Below are 25,323 nucleotides of genomic sequence, written 5' to 3'. Positions count from 1 at the left end.
CAGGCAGAGCCATTAGTCCCGTTCCGGCCGGAGGCTAGCGCGCCAGCAGGGCATCAAGGGTGACAAAACCGTATCCTGCGGCCCTGATGCGGTCGATGACCTGGGCAAGGGCGTCGGCGTCGAGCGTGGTGCCGTCGTCGGGGTTTGAACCGATGTGCATCAGGACGATCTCCCCGGGCTGCAGCCCGGCCTGGACACGGTCGGCCACCGACTGGACGCTGGCGCCGCCACTGGTTCCCTTCCACCCCAAGGTATCCACCGTCCATCGAACAGCCACGTATCCCAGGGCGTTGACGGCCTCGATGGTCCGGGCGTCACGTTCGCCGTAGGGGAACCGGAACAGGGGCCTGGGATCGGCGCCGGCCGCCAGGATGGCCTGCTCGGCACCTCGCACCTGGTTGACGATGGCGTCCCCTGCCAGTCCGGTGAACCCGGGATGCGTCATGGAATGGTTTGCCACCCGGTGCCCGGCCGCGGCAATCTGTGCCACTCCCTGCGGGTTGCTGGCAGCCCAGTTTCCGGTCAGGAAGAAGGTGCCGGCAACACCCTTGGCGGCGAGGGTGGACAGGATTTTTGGCAGCCCAGCGGCGTTGGCTCCGGCATCGAAGGTCAGTGCGATGGTGCGGCCTGCCCCGGGAATCACGGTGAGGTCCTGGCCGCGGAGGGGTTCGGGAAACGGTGCCGGCGGCGGGGGATTAGCCGGTTCGGCAGGTGCGGCCGGTTCGGCAGGTGCTTCAGGTATCTTGGAGGGCTCCGGCTCGGCCGCCGGCACCGTAACCGGGGGTTCCACCGGGGTTTCGCCCGCTTCAGGGGTGTCCGTTCCAGTAGGCGGTGCGCTGCCTGGGGCAGCATCCGGGCTGGCAGACGCTGACCGGGTGGGCTGGACGGTGGGCTGTGCTGCCAAAGACCCCGAAGGGGACGGTGCCGGCGGGCCGGCCGCCGGTGCCGGACGAAACAGGATAAAGGCGACGGCGAGGACCACCAAGGCGCCGACGATCGCCAGGGCGAGCGTCCGTCGTCGTACGTTATTCGCCGGCACTTGCCCTCACCCGCCCGGCACGCTGGTGGTTGTTGGCGCCGTCGCCGTCAGGAGGCTTTGGAATCGACGGCGCGGGCCTCAGGGGTGTGAACCACCAGGACCGGGCAGTGGGCATGGGCGACGACGGCGGAGCTCACCGAGCCCAGGAGCAGGCCGCCGAACCCGCCGTGCCCGCGGCGGCCCACCACGATCATGTCAGCCTCGCGGCTGGCGTCGATCAGCGCCTCCCGCGGATGGCTGCGGACCAGGGTGGCGGTGACGTTCGACGGCGTGTCGTTGCCGAAAGCCTGCGTCACGGCCTCGTCGAGGACTGCTTTGGCGCCCTCCTCGAAGCCTTCCACACCCATCATCACGTAGCCGGTGTACACCTGGGGGTAGTCCCAGCAGGCTATTGCCTGGACTTTGGCGCCCAACGGGACGGCCATCCGCTGGGCCTGGCGGAGGGCCTCAACTGACGCCTCCGATCCGTCGACGCCCACCACGATGCTGGTTATCGGTGCCCCGGCAACGCTCATGTCTGCTCCTTCATCGGACCCGGCTGGTCACGCCCATCATCGTCCGTCACTGCGGCCGGGAGGTAGGGGCGAAGGTCACTGCGCAGGCCCCACGGTTTGGGGCCCGCCCGCGGGCGGCGGCCCGGCCGCGGCGGGTGGAAGGCCTGCCGGGGGAGCGGCAGGGGCCGGCCCGGGCTCACCGGCGCCTTGGTCCAGCCGGAAGGGCGGGTACTCGTCACGCATCAGTGAGGTGTAGACCAGGACCCGGTAGATCCAGCGGTCCACGCCGAGGATGAAATCGAACAATGGACGCTGGTAGCGGCCGGTGAACAACAGGATGACGGCCGCAACCAGCACCAGCAGGCCCAGGAGGGACAGGCCCGATCCGCGTTCGTAGGTGCTGCCGATGACGTTGTCCCCTGCCTCCCACCTCCACACGCTGCCAGTGGTGCCCGCGAAGGCGGCCACGAGGAGGAGATGCGGGATGGCCAGGAGCCACCATTTCACCAGGACCAGGCCGCGGGAGAGCCGCTCAGGGTAGTCCACGTCGAAGTCGGCAGGATAGTTGGTGCGCCTCAGCGTGAACGGCGGGTAGAGATCGGTGCCGACGGCGGCGTAGGCGTAGAAGGCCACCCGCCAGTTCCAGCGCATCACGTCGACGTTGAAGTCGAACAGTGCCCGCGGGTAGCGGCCGGTGAACAGGATGGCGAATCCTGCCACGATCGTGGTGATGACGAAGGCGAACCAGAGGAAGAAGAGCAGGATGAAATGTGGGATGGCCAGGAACCACTTGACCAGCCACAACCAGCGGGAGAGGCCTGGATCCAGTTCGCCGACCAGCCTCGCCGGGTAGCCCGCGGGGGGAAGCGGCACCGGAGCGAAGGCCTGTGGTTCATGGAATGCCCCGTATTGCGCCGGTGTGCCGGGTTGTGCCGGTCCGGCGGCCTGGCCGGGCCCGGCCATGGCTATCGCCGGGCCTGCGGTTGCCGGTGCTCCCGCCGGCGTCCCGCCCCTTGGGGGTCCTGCATGCCGACCCAGCCCTGCCGCGCCGGCAATGATCAGTGGTATCCCGACCAGCAGGGCGATAATCCCGGCCACCAGCAAGGCCGTGGCCGCCGGACGAAAGAGGTCTGAGTGGAAGCCCGCCTGCAGTTGGACGTCCACGCCGGACGAGGCGTCAGCGTTCATCACCACGATTTCCCAGGCCCCCGGTGCCAGGTTCCAGGTGAGTTCCTGCTGGCCGGAGCCGGATACCGAGGCGCTCCAGATGCCTTGGTCCGCCGGCGGCGCGGCAGGACTGTTCCCGGGAACATCACGGTAATCGGCGCGGAACGCCCGCTGGGAGACGTTGAGCAGTTCGGAGTGGTGCACGCCTGCGAGGTATTTTTCGACGTCGGCCTGCGGTGCGATGCCGACGAAGACCGCCTTGCCCGGCGTCTCGGATTCCGCCCGCAGCCGCAGGGTGCCAATGTCAAAGGGAAGCCGGCCGGGCACCTCCTGCCCCATGGTGTCGCCGCGCGGGGAGGTCAGGGCGAAGGAGTTCACCGAGAACCGTGACGTACCGGACGTGAGGAATCCGTCTCCCTGGATCGACCCTACGGCGGAAGCCACGGCACCTCCCGCCAGTGCCGCAAGGCCCGGAAGCGCGAACAGGATCCCAAGGATCAGCATGATGATTGCGGCGGGTTTTTTCATGGCGCCGGACCTTCCGGGTGGGGTCATGCAGAGGTGGGGACGAACAGCTGCGGGCTCTGCGGCTAGTCGGTGACCTTCATGGCCTGGGTCCGGGTAATGATGGTGGGGCACGGAAGGTGCTTCAGCACGCCGTGGGCGGTGGAACCCAGGAGCAGGCGCTTGAAGGCGCCCCGTCCGCGGCTGCCCACCACCAGGAGGCGGGCCCCTGCGGCGGCGTCGACCAGGGCGTCCACCGGGCCCTTATCGGATACAAGGCGCTGGTAGACCGTCAGGTCCGGGTAGTCTTCCTTGAGCCCGGCGACGGTTTCGGAGAGGACAATGCGTTCCTCGTCGACGATCAGGTCAGCGAGGGCGCCGGGTGTCAGGCCGGCGTCGACCACCGGGTCCGGGACGTTGACGGCGTAGACGACCGTGAGTTCGTCACCATTGCGGTCTGCTTCGGCGGCGGCAAACGCGACGGCTTGGGTTGATTCCGCTGATCCATCCACGCCCACGACGACGCCCGTCCTGCCTTCCAGGTCCTGGGTTCCGATGACGGCGACCGGGACTTTCGAGGCGGTGGCAACCTGGAGTGCCCGGTCGGCCAGGGTGCCGCCGAGGTGCCCGCTGCCGGAGCCGATGACCATCATGGAAGTCTTCTTGGAATATTTTGCCAAGGACCCGCCCACGCTTCCGGTGAGCATTTCCGTCGCGGGGGTGACGGGGACGGACCCTTCAAGGCGTCCGGCCGCGGTCTTGAGGAGTTCCTCGCCTGCCTGCTGAAGCGTCCCGAACCAGGGGTACGGCTCGGCGATCCACCGGTCATCGACCACGTGGAGGATCACCAGGGGCAGGTTGGCGCGGTGGGCACGGCGGGCTGCCCACAAGACTGCGGCCTGGCTTTGTGCTGAATCGTTGGTGCCCACGGCGATGGGTTTCTGGGATGACATGGCCGCACTTCCTGCTTGTCGTGAAAGGGTCTTCCTGCCCTTCCAGACTGACCCCGGCCCCGCCGGCACTCTAGGGCCGAAAGTCACCGAAGCAGGTGTGCAGAAACCGGCTAGCCCGAAGGTGCCGGCGGTGCCGGTGGTTCCCCGGCCGTTGCTTCGCGTCCGGACAGCGTCCTGTAGATGGTCCATCCGACGGCGGCCAGCGGGACAGCGAGCAGCGCCCCGACTACCCCGGCCAAGGTGGCCCCGGCCGTCAGCGCCAAAATGATGACCAGCCCGTGGATCCGCAGGACCCGGCCCATGAAGACAGGCTGGAGGATGTGGTGTTCGAACTGGTTCGCGGCCACGAGAATGATCAGCACGATGAGCGCGGGCACGGGCCCGTTTTCCACCAGGGCTACCAGTACGGCGAGGCTGCCGGCGGTGGTTGCCCCGATGATCGGAATAAACCCGCCCAGGAAGACCACGGCGGCCAGCGGGACGGCCAGGGGGACCCGAAGGATGAGCAGCCCCACGAGCACCAGGATCGCATCGATCGCGGCAATGATGAGGGTGCCCCGGACGTAGCCGCCGAGCACCAGGAGGCTTCGTTCCGCGGCCAGCTGTGCTTTTTCTTGTTGGTTGCCGGGGAGGAACCCGATCAGGAACGTCCGGATCTTCTCGCCGTCCTTGAGGAAGAAGAAGAGGATGACGGCCGTCAGGACCGTGCCGGCGGCTATCTCCCCGGCTGTCCTGAGCCCGGTCAGCGCATCGGCCCCGAGTGTTCCGCCGGCGAGGAACTTCTGGAATTCGTTGCGGGCCGCGTCGATTTGCGCACCGGTCAGCGCGACAGGTCCCGTGGTGATGAATTGCTGCAGCTGGCCAATCCCTGCCTCCGCCCGTGCTGCCAGAACCGAGGCCTGCTGCCGGACCAGTGCAACGATGCCGCCCACCACTCCGGCCGCCACGGCGATGATTACCAGGAAGGATGACAGCACGGCCAGCGCCCGGGGAAACCCGTGGGCGGCGAGCCACCGTACGGCGGGAGCCATTGCCGAAGCCAGGATCAAGGCGACCAGCACGGGAATGGTCACCAGCGGAACCCGGGTGGCGGCCACCACGGCCGCCCAAGCGAGCGCCAGCAGCGAGAGTGTCTGGAGCGCCCGGATGCTGGCCCGGCCCAAACCGTCCGCCCAGAGCGCTGACATCCTTGCAGCGAGGGACTGGGTCCGGGACTGTTCCGGCCCGTGTCCGTCCGGGGATACTTTGCTGCGTTCCATCGCTTCTCCTTGCCTGCCGTGACCGCCCGGCCCACGAAATGATGCACCTTGGTTACCTTGTACCCCACGTCCCGGAAAGCCGAAACAAGGGCAAGTGTTGACCGGGCCGGCTGTTCCCAGGTGCTGCGTCTACTCAGTAAGCTTATTGTTCCCCGGTGCGCTCAACCAGAAAGGCACCCGCTCCATGGATTCCAGAGAACTGCTGCTCGAGTCCTTCGGCCGCCTCCCGGGCCTGGTCCGGCAGGTGCTCGACGGGCTCGACGAGGAACAACTCCAGCACCGCCCCTCCGGCCGCGGCAACTCCATTGCCTGGCTGGTGTGGCACCTGGGCAGGGTGGAGGATGCGCAGGTCGCCTCCGCCTCGGAGTTGGAACAGGTCTGGACGTCCGAAGGCTTCGTGTCGCGTTTTGGCCTCCCCTTGGCGGAAGGCGACACGGGCTACGGCCACTCCAGCAGCCAGGTGGATACTGTCCGGGCATCCGGTGAACTCCTGCTTGAGTACTGTGAAGCGGTCCACCGGCAAACCACGAAGGTCCTCGAAGGCCTGGAAGGCCCGGACCTGGACCGCGTGGTGGACAGGCGCTGGGATCCGCCGGTGACCCTTGGCGTGCGGCTTGTCAGCATCCTGGGGGACTGCCTCCAGCATGCCGGCCAGGCCGCCTATGCCAAGGGGCTGCATGATGCGGGAGCCGGCGCCGGCAGTGCGTGAACCTGTGGTGAAGGAGGGGCCAGGCGGCACTATGGCGCTAGGGTTAATCCATGACGGCAGCAGCTGAATCCACGGTCACCTTCGACGGCCGTTTCGCCCGTGAACTGGCGGAACTTGCTGTTCCCTGGCAGGCCGAGGAAGCGCCGGACCCCGAACTCCTGGTCCTGAATGAAAAGCTTGCCGCAGGCCTGGGCCTTGACCCGCAGTACCTCCGCAGTCCCGAAGGGGTGCGCCTCCTCGTGGGCAACCACCTTCCCGCAGGCGCCACTCCGGTGGCACAGGCTTACGCTGGACACCAGTTCGGCGGCTACTCGCCATTGCTCGGCGACGGGCGCGCGCTCCTGCTGGGGGAAGTCACGGACCGCGCCGGCCACCTGCTGGACATCCACCTCAAAGGCTCGGGGCGCACCCCCTTCGCCCGCGCCGGGGACGGCCGGGCCGTCGTCGGGCCTATGCTGCGTGAGTACGTAGTCAGTGAGGCCATGCACGCCGTGGGTATTCCCACCACCCGCTCTCTCGCCGTCGTGGCTACGGGGCGGCAGGTCCGGCGCGAGGGCATGCTGCCCGGCGCCGTCCTGGCGCGGGTGGCCCACAGCCACCTGAGGGTTGGGAGCTTCCAGTACGCCCGGGCCACGGAAAACATGGACCTGCTCAAACGGCTGGCGGACCACGCCATCAGCAGGCTTTATCCGGACGCTGCCGTGGCCCCCAACCCCTACCTGGCACTGTTCGCGTCCGTCGTTGCCGCCCAGGCCGGACTTGTGGCCCGGTGGATGCTGGCTGGATTCGTACACGGGGTCATGAATACGGACAACATGACCATCTCAGGGGAAACCATCGACTACGGCCCGTGTGCGTTCCTGGATGCCTTCAATCCCACCGCCGTCTTCAGTTCCATCGACGTCAGCGGCCGCTACGCCTACGCCAACCAGCCCATCCTTGCCGAATGGAACCTCGCCCGCCTTGCCGAGTCGATGCTCCCGCTCATTGACGGAGACGAGGACAAGGCCGTTGCCGCAGCGGTGGAGGTGCTCGGTGGATTCCGTGGACGGTACAGCACGGCGTGGACCGGCGGCATGAAAACCAAACTGGGCCTTGCCGCTGGAAACGTCAGCGACGACGCCGCGTCCAGTGTTATTGACGAGGTGGTGGCCATCCTCAAGGACGGCCCGGTGGACTACACCCTGTTCTTCCGTAACCTCGGCAGGGCGGCCCGCGGCGATCTGCGCCCGGCGCGCAAGATGGTGATGGATTTGGCCGGCTTCGACGCCTGGTCGGAGCGGTGGTTGGCGCTGCAACCCGACGCAGGGCTGATGGACAGCGTCAACCCGGCCTACATTCCACGGAACCACCTGGTGGAGGAAGCCCTCGCCGCCGGCACGGAAGGAGACGTGGCCCCGCTGCACCGCCTGCTTCAGGCCGTCACCGATCCTTTCACCGAGCGCCCCGGGCTGGAACGCTACGTGGAAGGTCCCCCGGCGGGCTTCGGGACCTACACGACCTTTTGCGGGACCTGATCTAACAACAACAGGAGGGTGGCAACCGGAGGCCCGGCCGCCACCCTCCTGTTGGGAGCAGGCTTTGCTGGCGAAGACTAGGCCACGCGGACCACTGAGTAGCCGCTGAGCCAGCTGATGGAGTGAACCTGCGTGGTGTAGCCGTTGACGCCGCCGCTCACAACCTGGCCGTTGCCGGCGTAAACGCCCACGTGGCCCGACGTGATGATGAGGTCGCCGGGTGCCGGGCTCCCGACCACGCTGCCGTACTGGAAGAACTGCGTGGGAGCCAGGTCGCCAACACTCTTGCCGACGGAGCGAAGGGCCTTTTCAACCATGGCGGTGCAGTCCTGGCTCACGCCGATCTGGCTGTAGGCCGAGGCCAGGATGGCAGCGCCGGTCCCGGTCCCGGTGGTGGAGGCCACCGGCGTCGCGGATGCGTAGGACATGTTCATGCCGGTGTTCGCCGGTGCGGTGGCGGCTGCCGCCTGGACGGGGGCCGCCGCCGGCGCCGGGGCAGGTGCTGCCACGTAGCCCGCGCCGGGGATCTGGATCTGGTCACCGGGGTAGATGATGGACCACAATCCGAGGCCGTTGGCAGCCAGGACGTCATTGAGGCTGACTCCGTACGCGGCCGAAATTGCGCCGAGGGTATCCCCGGAAACGACGGTGTGGACGGTTGCTGCCGCGGCTGCCGGAGCAGCTGCAGGAGACGCGGCGGCCTGGACGCTGGCCTGTTCAGTGGTGTCCGCGCCCGTCACGCCCGCGTGGGCCGGGGCGCCGACGCCGAAGGCAATGCCGGACGCGGCGGCAACGGCGAGGGCCGGACGGCCCAACGAACGGGCCTGTGATTTGGCCGTCACGGCAAGTCCCTCGAGCGCAATGGAGTGGGCCGGGGTCGCGCGGTGGCGGGCAGTGCTGAGATTCTTTGACACGATTGATCGCCTCTCCCATGCCTGCGGGGTGAGCTGTCGGGTTCGGGTTGGAGATACCCGGCCGAACACATCTCCGCGGTGGGCGGAGGAGCTGTCCGACTTAACCCCAAGACCTCAAAGGTCGTGGAAACTTGGTTCCCCCGTCCCTGCCAGCATGAAAGCGGTTGAATCCCGGTATCAGCGGCAGGGCTCGGCAAACTGATGGGAGTGTCCCGTTTGGGGAGGGACACCCGAAGACCATAACCCGCCAACCCCACAATTGTCACGTTTCGGTAACATACGAGCTTCCTCTCTCGTATTCAACCAGCGATTGGATGTGTCCTGTCCACCCATGCTGGACTCCGGCCGGTCCGCCGCCGGCGCGAAAGGGTAACAAACCGGGCACGGGCGCCTTTCCGCCCCGGCGTGCCGCCGGTATGCTTCGGGACTATGCCCCTGTTCGTGACCATGCCCAAGTCCCCGCTGTTGGGGGGACTGCTCGCCATCGCAGTGGCAGCGGCCACGGTGCTGCCTGCCTCTGCGGACGAGCCTGCACCTCCCGGTGGATATCCGTCCTGGGCTGACGTGCAGCAGGCACAGTCTTCCGAGGCAGCGAAAGCGGCAGAGATCACCACCATCAATGGGCTGCTGAACGGACTCCAGACCCAGGCTGAAGCCGCCGGTGACACTGCGGTCCGGGCAGCGGCCGACTACGCCGCAGCCGACGCCGAGCTGCAGGCGGCATCGGTGAGGCTGGATTCATTGTCCGCCCAGGCCGTCCGCGCCAATGACGAACTGGCCCGGCACCGCAAGGAAATCGGAGCACTTGCCGTCCAGTCGTACAAGACGGGCGGAACCAATACCGGGTTCTTCGTGGCCCTGGATGCCCTCCAAAACAACAGCGTCCAGGGGCTCAACCTCGTCCAGTTGGTGGGCGACAAGACTGCGGCCCTGGTGGAGAAAGCTGCCGCCGCCGGAAAGGTTGCCGCGTCACTGGCAGACCAGGAAAAAGTGGCCCGCACTGAGCGGGAACGCCTGTCCGGGGAAGCAAAGGCCAAACTGGACGCGGCCCGCTCCGCCCAGGACGCGCTCGCCCGGCAGGTCAGTGACGAAAAGCAGCACAGCACGGAGCTGACGGCCCAGCTGGCCTCGCTGAAGGGGACGACGGCGGCACTCGAGGGAGAGTACCGGCAGGGCCAGGCGGCGCTGGCTGCCTATGAAGCGGCCCAGGAGGCCAAGCGCGCCGCCGCGGCGGAGCAGGCCCGCCGGCAGGCCGAAGCCGCGGCGCAGGCCGCCGCAGCCGCAGCCCGGCAGCCCAACCCCGCGCCCGCAGCTCCGGCCGGCAACGCGGCGATACCGGCCCCGCCGGAGGACCCGGTTCCCGGCAATCCGCCGCCGCCTGCCGTGACCAGCCCGCCGCCCGTCGTCGTTCCCTCCATCCCCGGCGGTGCCGTCAATGATCCGGCCGGCGCCAAGACCTATGCTTCCGGACGCCTGGGCGCCTTCGGCTGGGGCCCCGACCAGTTCCAGTGCCTGTCCCAGCTGTGGACCAAGGAATCCGGCTGGCTGACCACTGCCACGAATGCCTCTTCCGGGGCCTATGGCATAGCCCAGGCCCTGCCGCCGGGAAAGTACGCCAGCGCCGGAAGCGACTGGCTGACCAGCTACCGGACGCAGATCGAATGGGGGCTTGGCTACATCCGCGACCGCTACGGGTCCCCGTGCGGCGCCTGGAGCCATTCTGTCGCCCTGAACTGGTACTGACTGACGCGCTAGGCTTTCGGCATGCCAGATTTCGAACGGTTCAGGGTGCTGCTCGAAGAGGAACGGGCCCGGCGGCTGGCACTGTTGCCGGCGCTGCGGGCCGATATCGACGCGGCCAACTCGGCCCGGCAGGACTCCAACGTCGATGACGAACACGATCCCGAGGGCGCCACGATCGCCTTCGAACTGTCGCAGGCGTCGGCATTGTTGAAGCAGAGTTCAGCCGGCTTGGACCAGGTGGAGGCAGCCCTCGCCCGGCTGGCCAACGGCACCTATGGAACCTGCGCGGTCTGCGGCGAGCCCATCGCGGACGGCAGGCTCGAGGCGCGGCCCTGGACCCCCTTCTGTATCCTTCATGCCTCTGCGGGACGGGCGCGGTGACCGGGGTGTCCGACGTCGCCGCTGCTGCTGAATTCATCGACCGGACCCTCCAGAACGAGGGAGCCTGGTACCGGGCCGACGAAGTGGGCTGCCGGCTGGGCGGAGCCCTGGCCTCCTACGGGTCTTCGATCGGCGCAGTCCGCGGCACCGTCCGGGACGCCCTTCGGAAGTTCAAGGACATGGGCCACGACACCACGGTCATGCTGGCCTCCGTCCTGTGGGGCCAGCCGAAACCCGGCTCGCGGCCGGTCTTCGAACGCCGCCTGGCCGCCATCGTCCTGCTGCAAACAAAGGTGCAGTTGCTGCGGCATTCGGACCTGACCCGGTTGGAGGGCTTTCTTCGCTCGGCCCAGGCGGTGGACCTGGCCGCGCCCTTGGTCTCCGACGTCCTGGTGCCCTTGCTGGCCGGCTTGGACCACCGCGACCGACAGCGGGCGGCGGCTGTCCTGGCGCGATGGCGCGATGACCCGGAACCCCAGCTCCAAACGGCAGCAGGCCTCCTGGAAAAAGAGTTGGCGCAGTGACCCGCAACCCGCAGAGGAGACCCCATGAGTGAAGCGTTTGACCTGGAGCGATTCGTCGCCGCCCAAGACGGCGGGGACACCTACGGAAGCGCGCTCGGCGAACTGCAGCTCGGCAATAAGACCGGCCATTGGATGTGGTTCATTTTCCCCCAGGTTGCCGGGCTGGGGCGGAGCGCCACATCACGCACCTACGCCATCTCGTCCCTGGCGGAGGCCCGGGCCTACCTGGACCACCCCGTCCTGGGCCCGCGCCTTCTGGAGTGCGCCCTGGCTCTCACCACGCATGCCGGCCGTTCGGCGTCGGACATCCTTGGCGGAATCGATGCGCAGAAGCTCCGTTCGTCCATGACGCTGTTTCTCCGGGCCGCGCCCGGAGAAACAGTGTTCAAGACGGTCCTGGCCCAATTTTTCGATGGCGAGCCGGATCCTGCCACGGACGAACTCCTGTCCGGCCGGGACTCCGCCGAATAACAGGGGAGCCCGGCCGTGTTGGGCTGCCGGGAGGCTAGGGCGTGGGGCTGCCGCCGTTGACGTTCAGTGTCTCGCCCACCACATAGCTGGACTCGGGTGAGGCCAGGAAGACGTAGGCGGGGGCCAGTTCAGCGGGCTGGCCGGCGCGGCCCAGGGGAGTGGACTGGCCGAACTCCGGCAATGCCTCCTTGGGCTGGCCGCTGCTGACCTGCAGCGGAGTCCAGATGGGTCCGGGCGCCACGGCGTTCACACGGATTCCCTTGGGCGCAAGCTGCTGCGCCAGGCCCTTGGTGAAGTTGTTGATGCTGGCCTTGGTGGTGGCGTAGTCCACCAGGGTCGGGGACGGATTGTACGCCTGGATGGAGGTGGTGTTGATGATGGTGGAGCCGGCCGGCATGTGCGGCACGGCGGCCTTCGTGACCCAGAACATGGCGTAGACGTTGGTCTTGAGCGTGTGGTCGAACTGCTCGTCGGTGATGTCCTGGAGGTCCTCCTGGGCAACCTGCTTTCCGGCGTTGTTGACCAGGAGGTCAACCCCGCCCAGGACCGCCACCGCAGTGTCCACCAGTTCGCGGCACGCCGCGGAGTCCTTGAGGTCGCCCGGCACCTTGACCGCCTTTCGGCCTGCGGCCTCAATGATCCCGGCGATGCGGGCGGCGTCTTCCTCTTCCTGCGGCAGGTAGGAAAGGACGACGTCGGCGCCTTCCCTGGCAAAGGCGATGGCCGTCGCGGCGCCGATTCCGGAGTCCGCGCCGGTCACGATGGCCCGGCGGCCTTCCAGCCGGCCGGTGCCGCGGTAGGTTTCCTCACCCAGGTCGGCTTTGGGCTCCAGCTCTGCGTCAAGGCCCGGTTCGGGCTGGTGCTGCTTGGGCGGGGAGATCTGTTCGTAGGCGGTCACGGGATTGCGGAAGGTGTACTGGTCGGTCATGGTGGTCCTCCTGTTCGGGCGGGACGCGGGCGCTTTGGGAGCCCGGGACATGAAGCAGCCGGTCATTGCGGAAAGGGCAACCAACAAAAACTAAGCTTGCTTACTGTTCCAGCCTAGGCAAATCCTGCCGGCGTGCCAAGCGGCTTACCGCGGAACCTCCACAAGCCTGGCCCCGGCAAGGACGCCGTCGTCGACTACCGCTTCCATGTAGGTGCAGGCCGGTTGGCGCCGCCGGTCCGTGGGAGAACCGGGGTTCAGCAGCCGAAGCCCGCGCGGTGACACCGTGTCCCACGGGATGTGGCTGTGGCCGAACACCAGGACGTCGGCGTCCGGGTACAGCGCTTCGCACCGGAGCTCGCGTCCTGTCGCCGGTCCGGTCTCATGGACCATGGCAAAGCGGACTCCATCCAAGGTGGCGGTTGCCGTTTCCGGCAGGCGCCGGCGCAGTTCGGGGCCGTCGTTGTTGCCGTGGACGGCCAGCAGCCGCTTGCTCCGGCGTTCGAATTCGTCCAGCAGGGCTGCCTCCACCCAGTCGCCGGCGTGGAAAACCACGTCGGCATTGTCGACGGCGGCCCATACCTGTTCCGGCAGGTCTTTGGCGCGTTTTGGCACATGGGTGTCAGCGAGCAGGACGAGGTTCAGTGGCATACCGGAAATCCTGCCATGCGGCCCTGTTCCGGTGCGCCTGCGGGTCGTACCCTTGGGCCGTGGAGGTGATTGCCATGGAGGCAGCCCAAGGCGACCGGATCGTCGTGCGTGGCAGGAATGTGGGATCCGCGGACCGGCACGGGGTGATCCTGGAGGTCCGCGGCCCGGGCGGCGGCCCGCCGTACCTGGTCCGGTTCGACGACGGCCACGAAACAGTCATGTACCCTGGCGGGGATTTCGCCGTCGACCACGGGCAGGGCACCTGACGTCCCGCTGCTTCACCTGTCAAACTGGGGCAATGGACCATTACCCGCCCTCCAGTCTGTCCTCCACTCCGCCGCCGCGGACCGGCCCCCGCGATCCGGGCGACGCCTGGGTAGAGGGTGACCGCGGCCGGTTCTGGGGCAGGTTCGGAGCGGCCGGGGTCCTGGCCTGGGATCCCGCCAGGGGAGTCCTGCTGCAGCACCGCGCGGTATGGAGCCACAACGGCGGAACCTGGGGCCTGCCCGGCGGGGCACTGCACCAGGGCGAAGAGCCGGTAGACGGCGCCCTCCGGGAGGCCTACGAAGAAGCGTCAGTTCCGCCCGGCAAGGTCGACGTTCTCTTCACCTCCGTGCTGGACCATGGCTACTGGTCCTACACCACCGTGGTGGTCCGTGTGCGGGAATCCTTTGAGCCGGTCATCAGCGATCCGGAGAGCATTGCCCTGCTGTGGGTTCCGGTGGCTGAAGTCCACGGCATGGAACTCCACCCCGGTTTCGCGGCGGCCTGGCCGGACCTGCTGGCACAACTGGACGCCGCAGAATCCTGGTAAACGGCGGCGCTGCCGCCGGGCCTAGTAGCCCTCGCCGTACTCGGCTGTCACCAGGATGGGCAGGTGGTCCGAATTGCCGCGCGGAAGGGTTTCCACGCTGGCGATATCCAGGCCCAGGGAGGTGGCGAAGTCGAAATGGCCTTTGAAAACCTTGTACCGGGTGTAGGTGCGCCGGTTGCTCAAGGACAGGGCATATCCGGAGTTCTTCATGTGCATGTCCAGGTTCTTGGTGAAGAACGGATAATTGAAGTCGCCCACCATCAGCGTCATCAGGCCCCTGCCCATGCTCAGCAGTTCCGCGTGGGCCGCGTGGATCTGCTTTCGCCGCAATGAGTTCGACGCCGTCAGGGGCGCTGCGTGGAAAGAGCCGATCACCAGTTCGTGTTCGGTCTCGTTGTCCATGACCCGCGTGCCGATCAGCCGCTCATGGGCCGGTGCCAGGACCCTGTCGTGCATGGATTTCTTCAATGCGAAGGACTGCGTGTCCAAGGCCGTGAACCTGCCGGTCCGGTAGTAGATGGCCAGGCCCAGCCTGTTGCCCTTGGTGGCATCAGCCAGGTGGAGGGGGCCCAGGGTCTCCGGGAGGTCGCTGGAATCCACCTCCTGCAGGCACAGCGCATCGACGTCGTGATTCCGTGCCAGGGCAAGAAGTTCGCCGCTTGCGGCATGCTTGCGGAGGTTGTAGCTGATGACGCGCATGAAACACCTCTTTTGAGGGTTGCTGACAGGACCAGTTCCTGAGTGTAGTCCGCTTGGCTGTCGGACCCGCCAACATTTCGTTGCCTTCCGCGTTGCGGCGCACTGACTGGCGATAGGGTTAGTGGCAATTCACTGAATTTTGCTTAAAGGGGCCAGCTTTGACTGCAGACCTGCCTGAACTCGCCGAGGGCAACTTCTATTACCAGGAACTGGGCGGGGGCCGGTTCCGTTCAACCATCCATGCCCAGGGTGCCTGGAATGCCCACGAGCAGCACATGGCGCCGGCCTCGGGCCTGATGGCTGACCTTCTGGAACGGCACCAGCCGCGCGACGACATGCGGATGGCCCGGATCAGCTACGAGATCCTGGGACTGATCCCTGGTGGTGACTTCCGGATCGACACCACCACCCTCCGGCCCGGCAGGACCATTGAACTGGTGCAGGCCGAACTGGTGGCCGGCGGCCGGACCGCCATCCGTGCCACGGCCTGGCGCATGCTGACCAGCGATACCAGCCCCATAGCGGAGGTCGAAGACCCGGCCATTCCGGGCCCGGACGAATGCAAGCCGTATGACGGCTCGGCCGTCTGGCCGGGAGGCTACATCCGTTCCTTGGAAATGCGGGTGGCGGAGGGGCACCGCCCCGGCTCCGGGAAAGTGTGGCTCCGCACCGCGCACCCGCTGACCGACCGGGCCGACAGCGGCGACCTGGCACGGCTGATGGGAATGGTTGACACGGCCAACGGAATCGCCGCAAGGGTCCCGCCGGGCAAGGACAGCTATGCCTTCCCCAACCTGGACCTGCAGATCCACATGTACCGCAGGCCGCAAGGGGAGTGGCTCGGGCTGGACAACGCCGTTTCCTTCGGCTCTGACGGGATCGGGCTCACGTCCACGGTGCTGCACGACCGGCAGGGCCCTTTCGGCCGGGCGGAGCAAATCCTCACCCTGCGCAGGACCTGACCTCGCCTGAGCGCTCCCTGCCCCGGCAAACCGGCCGTGCGGCTATGGTGCCGGAATGTATCGCTGAGTATCGTTGTGTATCGTTCGGGATCGACGAAGGAGTGCATCATGCGTGGTTCAAACGCTGCCGGCGGGTTCGGCGGGAACAACCTGGACGGAATGTGGCAGGCGGTTGAAGAGTTCCGCTCCCGGTTCGAGAAACGGGCTGGAACCCGGGCCGGAAAAGGGGAGGTCAGGGCGGCGATTCTTGCGTTGCTCGCTGAGCAGCCCATGCACGGTTACCAGGTCATCCACGAAATTGAGGAGCGCAGTGGCGGCAGCTGGAAGCCGAGCGCAGGGTCCGTCTACCCCACCTTGCAGCTGTTGGCAGACGAAGGATCCATCAGGGCCGAGGAATCCAACGGCAGGAAAATCTACTCGCTGACCGATGCCGGCCGTGAAGAGGCGGCGGACCTGCACGGGTCCGCGCCCTGGGATCCCGCGGCCGCCACCCCCGGAAACGGCGGCGCCTCCCTTCCGAAGGCCGGGATTGAGCTGGCCCAGGCCGCGGCGCAGGTGGGCCGGACCGGTTCACCGCACCAGGTACAGCAGGCAGTCGCGGTGCTCGACGAGGCCCGCCGGCGGCTGTACGCCATCCTCGCGCAGGACTGACCCGGGTGGCGCTGACCGTCCGGGACCGGGCCGACCCGACGTCGCCCCTGCGGGAACACCGCGGCCGGTACCGGCGGATCCTCCGGTTCGCCGCCTGGCATCTTGCCACCACGTGGTGGTTCGAACTGCTGCTGCCCCGGGTGGGGCTGGGCAGCATCTCCGCGCGGACACGGTCCCGCCGGATGCAGAACTTTGCACGCCGGTTCCACGACCTGGCCATCGACCTCGGCGGCCTGATGATCAAGGTGGGGCAGTTCCTGTCCTCCCGGCTCGACGTCCTCCCGCCCGAAATCACCAAAGAACTCGAAGGGCTTCAGGACGAGGTGCCGCCAGTGGCCTTCCCCCGGATCGCCGCCCTGGCTGAGCGGGAACTGGGTGCCCCCGTGGCGCGGGTCTTCGCCAGCGTGGACGAATCCGCGATTGCGGCCGCCTCCCTTGGCCAGGCCCACCGCGCCCGCCTGAATCTCCCGGACGCCGACGACACGGGCCTGGACGCCGTCGTCATGAAAGTGCAGCGCCCGGGCATTGGCGCGATCGTAGACGTCGACCTCGCCGCCCTTCGGAAGGTGGCCGGCTGGCTCAGCCATGTCCGCCTCGTCTCCCGACGCGCGGACATGCCGGCGCTGGTGGAGGAATTTGCCCAGATCAGCCTGCAGGAGATTGACTACCTGCACGAGGCGGTCAACGCCGAACGCTTCGCCGCAGACTTTGCCGGCGACGCCAGGGTGGCAGTGCCGGAAGTCGTCTGGGAACGGACCACCCGCCGCGTACTCACGCTCGAGGACGTCACGGCCATCAAAATCACCGATGCGGGAGCGCTCCGGACCGCCGGCATCGATCCCGCCGCGGTGGCCCCCGTTTTCGCATCCATCATGTTCGACCAGCTCTTCACCAACGGCTTCTTCCATGCGGACCCGCATCCGGGCAACATCTTCGTCACACCCGTCCCTGCAGGCACGGGGGGACCTGGCTGGAAGCTGACGTTCATCGACTTCGGCATGATGGGGGAGGTCACGGCCTCCACGCGCAGCGGCCTGCGGAAGCTCCTGATCGCCGCGGCAGCGCGCGACGGCAAGGGACTAGTGGCGGCGATCAACGACGTCGGCGTGCTGATGCCGTCGGCGGACAGCGCAGGACTGGAACGGGCAATGACCCAGCTTTTCGCCCGCTTCGGTGGCATGGGCTTTGCCGAACTCCGCGAGGTGGACCCCCGCGAGTTCCGCGACTTCGCGGTGGAATTTGGTGACGTGGTCCGCTCGCTGCCATTCCAGCTGCCGGAGAACTTCCTCTTGATCATCCGCGCCATGTCCCTGACGTCAGGGGTATGCAGCGCCCTGGATGAGCGCTTCAACCTCTGGGACTCCGTGGAACCCTACGCCGCGCAGCTGCTGCGGAACGAACGCGGCAACGTGGTCCAGGACGTGGCCCGGCAGGCCCTCGATGCCGCCGCTACCGCCTTCCGCCTGCCCGGCAGGCTGGACGCCCTGGCCGGCCGGCTCGAGGAAGGATCGCTTGAGGTCGCAGTCCCGCGGCTGGAGCGGCAGGCTGCCCGGCTGGAAAGGGCGGCGCGGCGCTCCGGTTCGGCCCTGGTGTTCGGTGCGCTGCTGGTGGCCGGCGCCATCGTCCGCTCTGACGACCTGGTTTTCGGCGACGTCCTGATGGCCGTTTCTGCGGTTCCCTTGATGCACGCACTGTGGGCAGGGCGCCGGGGCCGTTAAAGCCCGTGCCGTCGTCGGGCGTAACCTAGGGGAGGCCTGTCCGCCGGCGGCCATCGACGCCAGGGAGTTCAGCAACAATGCACCACACCGGTACCGACGCCCGCCCGCTGACTGTGGTGCGGCAGGACGTGTCCTTCGGCGCGGGACGAGACCTCGAATTCGGGCTGGAGCTGCTGGCCAGGGCCAGGTCAGGCAACCTTGGTCCCACCCTGCGCCTGTACCGGCCCGCTCCCACCGTCGCCTTCGGGCAACGGGACACCCGGTTGCCCGGATTTGATGCGGCCGCACGGGCCTGCCTGGCCAACGGATTTGAGCCCTTGGTCCGCAGGGCCGGGGGACGGGCCGCCGCCTACCACCAAGGGACCCTGGTGGTGGACCACATCGAACCGGACGCAGACGCAGTAGCCGGGTCCAAAGCCCGGTTCGGCTACTTTGGTGAACTCTTCGCCCAGGCCCTGCGAAGCGTCGGGGTCCAGGCCGCGGTAGGGGAAATTCCCGGCGAATACTGCCCCGGCGAGTTCAGTGTGCACGGAACCGATGCGGCCGACAGCTCCCGCCGCGTGAAGCTGGTCGGCACCGCCCAACGGGTGGTTTCCGGGGGCTGGCTGTTCAGCTCGGTGATTGTGGTGGAGGATTCAGGCCCCATCCGGAAGGTGCTCACGGACAGCTATGCCGCCCTCGGCCTGGACTGGGACCCGTCCACGGCCGGCGCCGCCGACGACCTGGTACCCGGGCTGGATGTGGCGGCCGTGGAGCATGCCCTCCTGGAAACGTATGCGGGCCACGCCACCCTGGAAACTGCTTCCTTCAGCAGCCTGGGGGCGTGACCCGCATCAGTTCTTCGGCGCGAAGCCGGCTGTCTCCTGCCGCTTAGGCAGCGAGCCTGCTCTGGACCTCAGCAGCCGACGGGTTGGTGGCAGCGGAGCCGTCCGGGAACAGGACGGTGGGAACGGTGCGGTTGCCGCCATTCAGCTTCTCCACGAGTTCGGCGGTGCCGTCCACCTCTTCGATGTTGATTTCCGTGTAGCCGATGCCTTTTGCGTCCAGCTGCTTCTTCAGCCGGTTGCAGTAGCCGCACCAAGTAGTGGAAAACATGGTGATGGTGCCGGATTCGGGAGTGAAGTCCACGCGGATCTCCTAAACGTCGCTTGAAAGGTTTCCTTACGGTCAACGGTAGCGTGGCCGCCGGTATTCCCGGACTTTCCGGGGCGGCGGGGCGGCTGCATGACAGTATGTGGCGGCGGTGGCATGCTGGTCCCATGTGTGGACGCTACGTAATGGCACGCGCCGTGGGGGACCTGCTGGCCGAGTTCGACGCCGAGTTGGAGGATGAGGTCAGCATCCCGCCGTCGTGGAACGTAGCGCCAACGGACGCCGTCCCCATCGTCCTGGAGCGGCTGGTGGAGGATGCTGCAGGGGCCCGGCAGGTACGGCAGTTGCATGTGGCCCGCTGGGGCCTGGTCCCTTCCTGGGCCAAGGATCCCGGGATCGGGTCGCGCATGATCAACGCCCGCAGCGAATCGGTGCTGGAAAAGCCTGCGTTCAGGAAGGCCGTGAAGTCACGCCGCTGCGCCGTCCCCGCCGACGGGTACTACGAATGGAAGCAAGGGCCCGGGAAGTCCAAGCAGCCCTATTATGTGCACCCCGGTGAGGACCACGGGCTGGTATTCGCCGGCTTGTACGAGTGGTGGAAGGACCCGTCCATTCCGGAAGGGGAACCAGGGCGCTGGCTGCTGTCCACATCCATCCTCACGGCGGACACCCCACCGCCCGGGACTGAATCCACCATCTTCGGGAAGCTGACGGAACTGCACGACCGCGTGCCCCTGCCCATGGACAAAGCCACCACGCAGGCTTGGCTGGACCCGCAGGCTGACGACGCAGCCGCCCTTGTGGACTTGGTGCGGGCCGGGGTCAAGGAAGCTGCCGCCGACTGGCACGTGGAGTCCGTGGGCAAAGACGTGGGGAACGTCCGCAACAACGGACCGGACCTGATCCGCCCTGTGGAGGCACTGTTCTAGCAGCCCCTGCCAGGGGCGCGGACGCCGTCACACGGTGACCGTGCCGGCGTCGTCCACGGTCCAGCTGGGGTTGTACGCGACTTCCCAGCGGAACCCGTCAGGATCCGCGAAGTACCCCGTGTAGCCGCCCCAGGGTTGCGTGACGGGTTCGGCGATGATGACTGCCCCCGCCGCTGCAGCCTCTTCCATGACCCGGTCCACGTCCCCGGCGCTCCCCACGTTATGGCTGAGGGTGATGCAGGGAACCCCGTCCGGCGGGCTGACGCCTGCCTCCGCCTGCATCTGCCGGACGTCCCACAGCGAGAGCACCAGCCCGTGGTTCACCTGGACGAACAGCACCTCCCCGGCAACCTCACGGTGGACCGGCCAGCCAAGGCCGTCGATGTAGAAGGCCCGCGACCGGTCAACGCTGCGGACGCCGAGGGAGATAAAGTCGACTCTTGGCTCCATGCTTCGATACTGTCAGAAGATGGCGACAATTCAAGGAAACGAACGGGATGCCCAGGCCGACAAGGAACAGCTCGCAGCTGTCCGGGTCGCAGTCGATGAGGTGGATGACCAGATCGTCACCCTCATCGCCCGCCGCGAGCGGCTGATCCGGATCGCCGGCACCCTCAAAGGCGACGACGCCGAGGTGCGGGCTCCCGGCCGGGTGGAGCGGATCATCGAGCACGTCCGGGCCGCGGCGGAGAAAAAAGACATTGACCCGGACATCGTCGAGTCAACCTACCGGGCCATGATCTCCGCGTTCATTGAACTCGAACTGAAGATCCATAAGGAAAACAGCTAAGGAAACCCCTACAGGGTTTCCTCCACCGGAACCCCATGCTGGAACTCCCGTCCGTCCGCCTCGCTGAAGGCTGACAGGACGTGACCTTTCCCGAGCCCGTTCAAGGCCGTGGCGGGAAAGCTCCCGGTGATGGTGCTGTCCGAGTGGGATACGCCGGACAGGTCGTAGTCTTCCTCGATTCCCTGGTCCCGGTTGAACGCGTAGCAGGCAATGGCCTCCCCGTTCATGAATTCAATGCACAGCCGCCGCTGCGTTGAATAGTCCGGCGTGGCTCCCATCAAGCCCACCACGTAGGCGCCGGACCCCGGAATGGCGCCATCAATATTGAACGTGGCCACCAGAGTGGAGTCCTGGGTCTTGATGCTTGCCTGCTTCAGGAGTGCGTCATCGGTACTCATGCCATCATCCTGCTCCCTGCCGCACGGTCCGTCCACCCCCGCCTATGTTTTGCCGGCTCCCCGGCGTAGACTTTATTTATTCGAACACATATTCGAATCAAGCATTTGGGGAGTATCGTCCGGGAGGCGCGCATGGGCATGTTCAGCGAGTCCATTGACGTGGCATGTTCCACCTCCGGGCAGCCTGAATCGTTAACGTGGGCAGGCCGGGACTACCTCATCTGCGCCGAACCTGTCCGGTGGTATGAACGCCGGCAGTGGTGGGCTGAAGACGCCAGGGCTCCCCTGGGAAGCGGCCCAGGCGTGGTGGACCACGAAATCTGGCGCATCCAGGTGCTTCCCGCTGACGCGAACAATGCTTCAGAACCCCTGACCCTCGACCTCACCCGGCATGTTGGCAGCGGCCGGTGGCGGCTGCTGCGGATCCATGACGCCCTTCGCCCCAGAACAGCATGAGCTTCACCCACCTTCACGTTTCCACAGCATTCAGCGCCCATTACGGCGTCTCCTGGCCGGAGGAACTTGTCCAGGCCGCCGCAAGCGACGGCGCCACTGCCCTGGCCTGCACCGACCGGGACGGCCTGTACGGCACCATCAAGCACCTCAAAGCCTGCATGGCTGCGCGCATCGACCCCATCGTGGGGGTGGACCTTGCGGTCTTCGACGACGAAGGGGACCACCGCACGCAGGTAGCCGGGCGGGTGGTGGTGCTCGCCCGCGGGCACAACAATGGCGCGGGGTACCGTGCATTGTGTCGGCTGGTTTCCGATGCCCACGCCAGGACCTCCGGGAAGGCCGGGGGAACAGTGCCGGTGGCTGTCACCCGTGCCGAATTGGCCTCCCGGACCCTCGACCCTGCAACGCTCAAGCCGGTGCTGACCGTCCTGATTGGACCGGATTCCGACGTCGGCAGGGCCATGGGGGGACGGCGTTACCTTCGCCCCCGAACCCTTTTCAAACAATGGCTGGATGCCATGCCCGCGGGAACCGTCGTTGCAGAAATCGTCTCCCAGCTCAGCGCGCCCGGCTTTCCCCTCAGCACGGCCCATGCTGTCCGCATGCTCCGGCTCGCCGAAGAACACCACGTCCCCGCCATCCTCAGCAACGCGGTGCGGTATTGCGCTGCGGACGGGGCGCCTACCGCGGATGTCCTGGACTCTGCCCGGACGCTGAAGTCCCTGCCGGAGCTGGCAGGGGAACCGCTGCTCCAGCCCACCGGCCAGGGGTGGCTGAAAACCGCGGGACAGATGCTCGGCCTGGCCAAGGAAATCATTTCCGCGGCAGGGTATGGGGCCGCCGACCTCAATCAGCTGATGGCCCAAACCGAGGCGCTCGCCGACCTCTGCCGGATGGACCCCGCCTCGGACATGGGATGGAAGCAACCCGTAGTGCCGGAGGCATCAGTCATTGGCATCACCCGGGATCCTCATATGGAACTCATCCAGCGGTGCCATGCCGGAATCGGCAGGCGGTTCCCGGGGATCGGCGGACACGACGAAAAAACAATGCTGGCACGGCTTGAGCATGAGCTGGGGATCATCCGGAACCTGGGATTCTCGTCCTACTTCCTGACTGTCGCAGAGGTATCCCGGATGATCCAGGACATGGGAGTCAGGGCGGCAGCCCGTGGGTCCGGGGCGTCCAGCCTGGTCAATTACCTGATCGAGGTAAGCCACGTAAATCCGCTGCAGCACGATCTCATCTTTGAACGGTTCCTCTCCAACGACCGTGCCACCTTGCCGGACATCGACATCGACGTAGAAAGCGCTGAACGCCACAACGTCTACCGCCAAATCTTCGAACGCTTCGGATCAGAGCGCGTCACCCTGATGAGCATGCAAAACGGCTACCGGGCCCGCGGGGCAGTGCGCGACGCCGGGATGGCGCTGGGGATGGACGACAACGAGGTGGGGGAGATCGCCAAGCAGTTGTGGCGGTTCTCTGCCAGGAAATTCCGGGAAGCGCTGCAGGAAAAACCCGAGCTTAAGGAGTTCGCAGGCCGAGTGGAGCACAAAGACGCCGACGGAAACCAGCAACTGGACCTGCTGGTGGACCTGACCGAGCGGCTGGACCGGCTGCCCCGCCACATCTCGATGCACCCCTGCGGGGTCATCCTGGGAGATGCCACGCTCCGTGACCGCACCCCGGTCCAGCCCAGCGGCTTGGGCCTGCCCATGAGCCAGTTCGATAAACACGACATGGATCCCATGGGAATGCTCAAGCTCGATGTCCTCGGCGTCAGGATGCAGAGCGCCATGGCCTTCGCGGTCCGGGAAGTGATCCGCCTGCACCCGTCCAAGGCCGAGGTGGTGGCTGCGGGCCGCCACCCGGCAGGTCCGGATGGCAGCGGACCTGACTACATCGCCGCTGACGGCAGGATCGACCTCAACTCCGTCCCCCTCGATGACGAACCAACCTATGAGCTGATCCGCAGCACCCACACCCTCGGGTGTTTCCAGATTGAATCCCCAGGCCAGAGGGAACTGATTGGAAAGCTGGCACCCCGGGAGTTCAATGACCTCATTATCGACATTTCCTTGTTCAGGCCGGGACCCATGAAATCGGACATGGTTCGTCCCTTCCTCGAACACCGCCATGGGTTCGCCCCGGAGGTGTATCCGCACCCGGACCTCAAGCCCGTTCTCCAGGAAACCCATGGAGTGACGGTCTTCCATGAGCAGATCCTCAAGACCTTCAATGTCATGACCGGTTGTGGGCTGGCCCGCGCGGACGAATTCAGGCGCGCCTTGGGCAACGAAGCGCTGGAGACTGCGGTGGAGGAATTCTTCCGCCGCGAAGCCCGTGCCCGCAATTACGCTCCTGAAGTGGTGGACAAGGTCTGGGGAACCCTCAAGGCCTTCGGCAGCTTTGGTTTCTGCAAGGCCCACGGTGCCGCCTTTGCCGTGCCCACCTACCAGTCGGCCTGGCTCAAGGCCCACCATCCGGAAGCGTTCCTTGCCGGGCTCTGGGAGCATGACCCGGGAATGTATCCCAAGCGGCTGCTGGTTGCCGAAGCCCGGCGTCTTGGCATCCCCATCCTGCCGCTGGACATCAACCGCAGCCAGGCGGAGTACCGGGTGGAACGGGTGGAGGAAGGCAAGGACCAAGGAAAATTGGGCATCCGATTGAGCCTGAACGGTATTTACGGGCTCTCAGCGACAGAATTGAAGCGGATTGTCGCCGGACAGCCCTACGACTCTTTGGCGGACCTCAGGGCACGCTCGCGGCTCAGCAAGCCCAGCATCAGGCGCCTCGCCCAGCTGGGTGCCTTCGATTCACTGCACCGGGAAGCGGGAGGTCACGCAAACCGGGCCGATCTTGTGCAGCACCTCCAACAACTCCAAGCAGGCAAAGGGGCGCGGAAGGGCGTTGAAGTCCTGGAAGGGCAACTTTCCCTACCACTGGGGGATGTTGAACTGAGGAACATCAAACCCGGACTGCCGGCACCCACCCTGGTGGAGAATGTCAGGGCCGAACTCGATCTCATGGCCGTCGATGTCAGCAGCCACCTGATGGACAGCCACCGGCCCTTGCTGGACAGGCTCGGTGTCACCACAGCAGACTCACTCCTCAGCCTGCGCAACGGCACCGAGGTCCTGGTAGCCGGTGTGCGGGTGGCAACCCAAACCCCTCCCATGCGCGGCGGCAGGCGGGTTGTGTTCATCAGCATCGACGACGGCACAGGCTGCGTGGACTCAGTTTTCTTCCATGAAGCCCAGGAAAGTGCAGGACCCCTCCTTTTTGGCACCCGTCTGCTGTTAATCCGGGGCACCACCCGAAGGACCGGCCCCCGGGGCATCAGCCTGAGCGCGAGCATGGCCTGGGACCTGTCCAGGACAGCGACTTTGCCGTTCCCGGAATCAACACCGCATCCGGACTCGGATGGTCCGCATCCCCTTGACGGCATCAGCAGGGCACTGGCCATTACCGGTTTCAGCGGCTGAACCCCGCCCCGGGCAACACCTGCCGCGTTGGTCGGCCCCAGCCGGAACCGATAGCATTGACGATGGCTGGCTGTG

General features: G+C 66.6%; 28 protein-coding genes and 1 riboswitch. Of the genes, 16 read left to right on the top strand and 12 right to left on the bottom strand.

What is annotated here, in order from left to right; all coding sequences use genetic code 11:
• Nucleotides 1-34 precede the first annotated feature (34 nt).
• The 5 genes from QRM95_RS01990 to QRM95_RS01970 all read right to left on the bottom strand — a co-directional run bounded on the left by QRM95_RS01990 (nucleotide 35) and on the right by QRM95_RS01970 (nucleotide 5,416).
• Complete coding sequence (locus QRM95_RS01990; RefSeq protein ID WP_285246211.1) at nucleotides 35-1,039, bottom strand: polysaccharide deacetylase family protein; 1,005 nt, start codon at nucleotides 1,037-1,039, stop codon at nucleotides 35-37.
• A 47-nt stretch (nucleotides 1,040-1,086) separates the two neighbouring features.
• Entirely contained in the window at nucleotides 1,087-1,554 is a 468-nt protein-coding gene (locus QRM95_RS01985; protein ID WP_285246210.1) for a universal stress protein, read from the bottom strand.
• Between the two features lie 75 nt (nucleotides 1,555-1,629).
• Nucleotides 1,630-3,228 (bottom strand): DUF4389 domain-containing protein, encoded by a 1,599-nt coding sequence (locus QRM95_RS01980; RefSeq protein ID WP_285246209.1) that lies wholly within the window; start codon nucleotides 3,226-3,228, stop codon nucleotides 1,630-1,632.
• Between the two features lie 62 nt (nucleotides 3,229-3,290).
• Entirely contained in the window at nucleotides 3,291-4,157 is an 867-nt protein-coding gene (locus QRM95_RS01975) for a universal stress protein (protein WP_285246208.1), read from the bottom strand.
• Nucleotides 4,158-4,267: 110 nt separating this feature from the next.
• Complete coding sequence (locus QRM95_RS01970; protein ID WP_285246207.1) at nucleotides 4,268-5,416, bottom strand: AI-2E family transporter; 1,149 nt, start codon at nucleotides 5,414-5,416, stop codon at nucleotides 4,268-4,270.
• A 184-nt stretch (nucleotides 5,417-5,600) separates the two neighbouring features.
• On the opposite strand from QRM95_RS01970, the gene QRM95_RS01965 reads away from it, so the two are divergent.
• Both QRM95_RS01965 and QRM95_RS01960 read left to right on the top strand, forming a co-directional pair.
• Nucleotides 5,601-6,125 (top strand): mycothiol transferase, encoded by a 525-nt coding sequence (locus tag QRM95_RS01965; protein ID WP_285246206.1) that lies wholly within the window; start codon nucleotides 5,601-5,603, stop codon nucleotides 6,123-6,125.
• Nucleotides 6,126-6,175: 50 nt separating this feature from the next.
• Nucleotides 6,176-7,642 carry a protein adenylyltransferase SelO gene (locus QRM95_RS01960; protein ID WP_285246205.1) on the top strand — a complete coding sequence of 489 codons (1,467 nt, stop codon included), beginning with the start codon at nucleotides 6,176-6,178 and terminating at the stop codon, nucleotides 7,640-7,642.
• 77 nt (nucleotides 7,643-7,719) lie between these two features.
• Here the strand turns inward: QRM95_RS01960 and QRM95_RS01955 are convergent, their stop codons facing one another.
• A complete protein-coding gene (locus tag QRM95_RS01955) occupies nucleotides 7,720-8,556 on the bottom strand; it encodes a C40 family peptidase (RefSeq protein ID WP_285246204.1) in 837 nt (278 codons plus the stop codon).
• 3 nt (nucleotides 8,557-8,559) lie between these two features.
• Nucleotides 8,560-8,729: riboswitch (cyclic di-AMP (ydaO/yuaA leader) on the bottom strand.
• A gap of 256 nt (nucleotides 8,730-8,985) precedes the next feature.
• Between QRM95_RS01955 and QRM95_RS01950 the strand changes: the two genes are divergently transcribed.
• From QRM95_RS01950 to QRM95_RS01935, 4 genes are read left to right on the top strand one after another with little or no spacing between them, the layout of a single operon-like run.
• Entirely contained in the window at nucleotides 8,986-10,299 is a 1,314-nt protein-coding gene (locus QRM95_RS01950) for a coiled-coil domain-containing protein (protein ID WP_285246203.1), read from the top strand.
• A gap of 21 nt (nucleotides 10,300-10,320) precedes the next feature.
• Nucleotides 10,321-10,680, top strand: a complete 360-nt coding sequence (locus QRM95_RS01945; RefSeq protein ID WP_285246202.1) for a TraR/DksA family transcriptional regulator — start codon at nucleotides 10,321-10,323, stop codon at nucleotides 10,678-10,680.
• Nucleotides 10,677-11,204 carry a DNA alkylation repair protein gene (locus QRM95_RS01940; RefSeq protein WP_285246201.1) on the top strand — a complete coding sequence of 176 codons (528 nt, stop codon included), beginning with the start codon at nucleotides 10,677-10,679 and terminating at the stop codon, nucleotides 11,202-11,204. The genes QRM95_RS01945 and QRM95_RS01940 overlap by 4 nt, the downstream gene beginning before the upstream one ends.
• A 24-nt stretch (nucleotides 11,205-11,228) precedes the next feature.
• A complete protein-coding gene (locus QRM95_RS01935) occupies nucleotides 11,229-11,675 on the top strand; it encodes a DUF1810 domain-containing protein (protein WP_285246200.1) in 447 nt (148 codons plus the stop codon).
• Nucleotides 11,676-11,709: 34 nt separating this feature from the next.
• Here QRM95_RS01935 and QRM95_RS01930 read toward each other — a convergent pair whose 3' ends face one another.
• Together QRM95_RS01930 and QRM95_RS01925 are read right to left on the bottom strand one after the other, a co-directional pair.
• Nucleotides 11,710-12,603 (bottom strand): glucose 1-dehydrogenase, encoded by an 894-nt coding sequence (locus QRM95_RS01930; protein WP_285246199.1) that lies wholly within the window; start codon nucleotides 12,601-12,603, stop codon nucleotides 11,710-11,712.
• Between the two features lie 144 nt (nucleotides 12,604-12,747).
• Entirely contained in the window at nucleotides 12,748-13,251 is a 504-nt protein-coding gene (locus tag QRM95_RS01925) for a metallophosphoesterase family protein (protein WP_285246198.1), read from the bottom strand.
• A 74-nt stretch (nucleotides 13,252-13,325) separates the two neighbouring features.
• Between QRM95_RS01925 and QRM95_RS01920 the strand changes: the two genes are divergently transcribed.
• Both QRM95_RS01920 and QRM95_RS01915 read left to right on the top strand, forming a co-directional pair.
• Entirely contained in the window at nucleotides 13,326-13,517 is a 192-nt protein-coding gene (locus QRM95_RS01920) for a DUF1918 domain-containing protein (RefSeq protein WP_141946349.1), read from the top strand.
• Nucleotides 13,518-13,549: 32 nt separating this feature from the next.
• On the top strand, nucleotides 13,550-14,065 hold the full coding sequence (locus QRM95_RS01915) for an NUDIX domain-containing protein (protein WP_285246197.1): 516 nt from the start codon (nucleotides 13,550-13,552) through the stop codon (nucleotides 14,063-14,065).
• A 21-nt stretch (nucleotides 14,066-14,086) separates the two neighbouring features.
• Here QRM95_RS01915 and QRM95_RS01910 read toward each other — a convergent pair whose 3' ends face one another.
• Entirely contained in the window at nucleotides 14,087-14,764 is a 678-nt protein-coding gene (locus tag QRM95_RS01910; protein WP_285246196.1) for an endonuclease/exonuclease/phosphatase family protein, read from the bottom strand.
• A gap of 158 nt (nucleotides 14,765-14,922) precedes the next feature.
• On the opposite strand from QRM95_RS01910, the gene QRM95_RS01905 reads away from it, so the two are divergent.
• The 4 genes from QRM95_RS01905 (at nucleotide 14,923) to QRM95_RS01890 (ending at nucleotide 18,922) form a co-directional block, all read left to right on the top strand.
• Complete coding sequence (locus QRM95_RS01905) at nucleotides 14,923-15,726, top strand: thioesterase family protein (RefSeq protein ID WP_285246195.1); 804 nt, start codon at nucleotides 14,923-14,925, stop codon at nucleotides 15,724-15,726.
• 108 nt (nucleotides 15,727-15,834) lie between these two features.
• Nucleotides 15,835-16,377: a PadR family transcriptional regulator gene (locus tag QRM95_RS01900; protein ID WP_285246194.1), complete on the top strand. Its 543-nt coding sequence runs from the start codon at nucleotides 15,835-15,837 to the stop codon at nucleotides 16,375-16,377.
• Between the two features lie 5 nt (nucleotides 16,378-16,382).
• Nucleotides 16,383-18,095 (top strand): ABC1 kinase family protein, encoded by a 1,713-nt coding sequence (locus QRM95_RS01895; protein WP_285246193.1) that lies wholly within the window; start codon nucleotides 16,383-16,385, stop codon nucleotides 18,093-18,095.
• 77 nt (nucleotides 18,096-18,172) lie between these two features.
• Nucleotides 18,173-18,922 (top strand): lipoate--protein ligase family protein, encoded by a 750-nt coding sequence (locus QRM95_RS01890; RefSeq protein WP_285246192.1) that lies wholly within the window; start codon nucleotides 18,173-18,175, stop codon nucleotides 18,920-18,922.
• A gap of 43 nt (nucleotides 18,923-18,965) precedes the next feature.
• Here the strand turns inward: QRM95_RS01890 and QRM95_RS01885 are convergent, their stop codons facing one another.
• Nucleotides 18,966-19,223: a mycoredoxin gene (locus QRM95_RS01885; RefSeq protein ID WP_018761469.1), complete on the bottom strand. Its 258-nt coding sequence runs from the start codon at nucleotides 19,221-19,223 to the stop codon at nucleotides 18,966-18,968.
• Nucleotides 19,224-19,354: 131 nt separating this feature from the next.
• Between QRM95_RS01885 and QRM95_RS01880 the strand changes: the two genes are divergently transcribed.
• Nucleotides 19,355-20,116, top strand: a complete 762-nt coding sequence (locus tag QRM95_RS01880; protein ID WP_285246191.1) for an SOS response-associated peptidase — start codon at nucleotides 19,355-19,357, stop codon at nucleotides 20,114-20,116.
• 27 nt (nucleotides 20,117-20,143) lie between these two features.
• Here the strand turns inward: QRM95_RS01880 and QRM95_RS01875 are convergent, their stop codons facing one another.
• Nucleotides 20,144-20,566 carry a VOC family protein gene (locus QRM95_RS01875; RefSeq protein WP_285246190.1) on the bottom strand — a complete coding sequence of 141 codons (423 nt, stop codon included), beginning with the start codon at nucleotides 20,564-20,566 and terminating at the stop codon, nucleotides 20,144-20,146.
• A 19-nt stretch (nucleotides 20,567-20,585) separates the two neighbouring features.
• Here QRM95_RS01875 and QRM95_RS01870 point away from each other — a divergent pair, with 19 nt between their 5' ends.
• Nucleotides 20,586-20,906: a chorismate mutase gene (locus QRM95_RS01870; protein WP_285246189.1), complete on the top strand. Its 321-nt coding sequence runs from the start codon at nucleotides 20,586-20,588 to the stop codon at nucleotides 20,904-20,906.
• Between the two features lie 8 nt (nucleotides 20,907-20,914).
• On the opposite strand, the gene QRM95_RS01865 is transcribed toward QRM95_RS01870, so the two are convergent.
• The gene (locus QRM95_RS01865; protein WP_285246188.1) at nucleotides 20,915-21,304 is read right to left on the bottom strand and encodes a hypothetical protein; all 390 of its coding nucleotides are present in this window, start codon (nucleotides 21,302-21,304) and stop codon (nucleotides 20,915-20,917) included.
• Nucleotides 21,305-21,436: 132 nt separating this feature from the next.
• Here QRM95_RS01865 and QRM95_RS01860 point away from each other — a divergent pair, with 132 nt between their 5' ends.
• Together QRM95_RS01860 and QRM95_RS01855 are read left to right on the top strand one after the other, a co-directional pair.
• A complete protein-coding gene (locus QRM95_RS01860; protein WP_285246187.1) occupies nucleotides 21,437-21,760 on the top strand; it encodes a DUF6504 family protein in 324 nt (107 codons plus the stop codon).
• On the top strand, nucleotides 21,757-25,248 hold the full coding sequence (locus QRM95_RS01855) for a DNA polymerase III subunit alpha (protein WP_285246186.1): 3,492 nt from the start codon (nucleotides 21,757-21,759) through the stop codon (nucleotides 25,246-25,248). The genes QRM95_RS01860 and QRM95_RS01855 overlap by 4 nt, the downstream gene beginning before the upstream one ends.
• Nucleotides 25,249-25,323 lie beyond the last annotated feature (75 nt).

The sequence above is a fragment of the Pseudarthrobacter sp. efr-133-R2A-89 genome (assembly GCF_030209315.1).
GTDB lineage: Bacteria > Actinomycetota > Actinomycetes > Actinomycetales > Micrococcaceae > Arthrobacter.
Note: the sequence above shows the minus strand (reverse complement) of the source record. Positions and strands in the feature narration are given on the sequence as shown.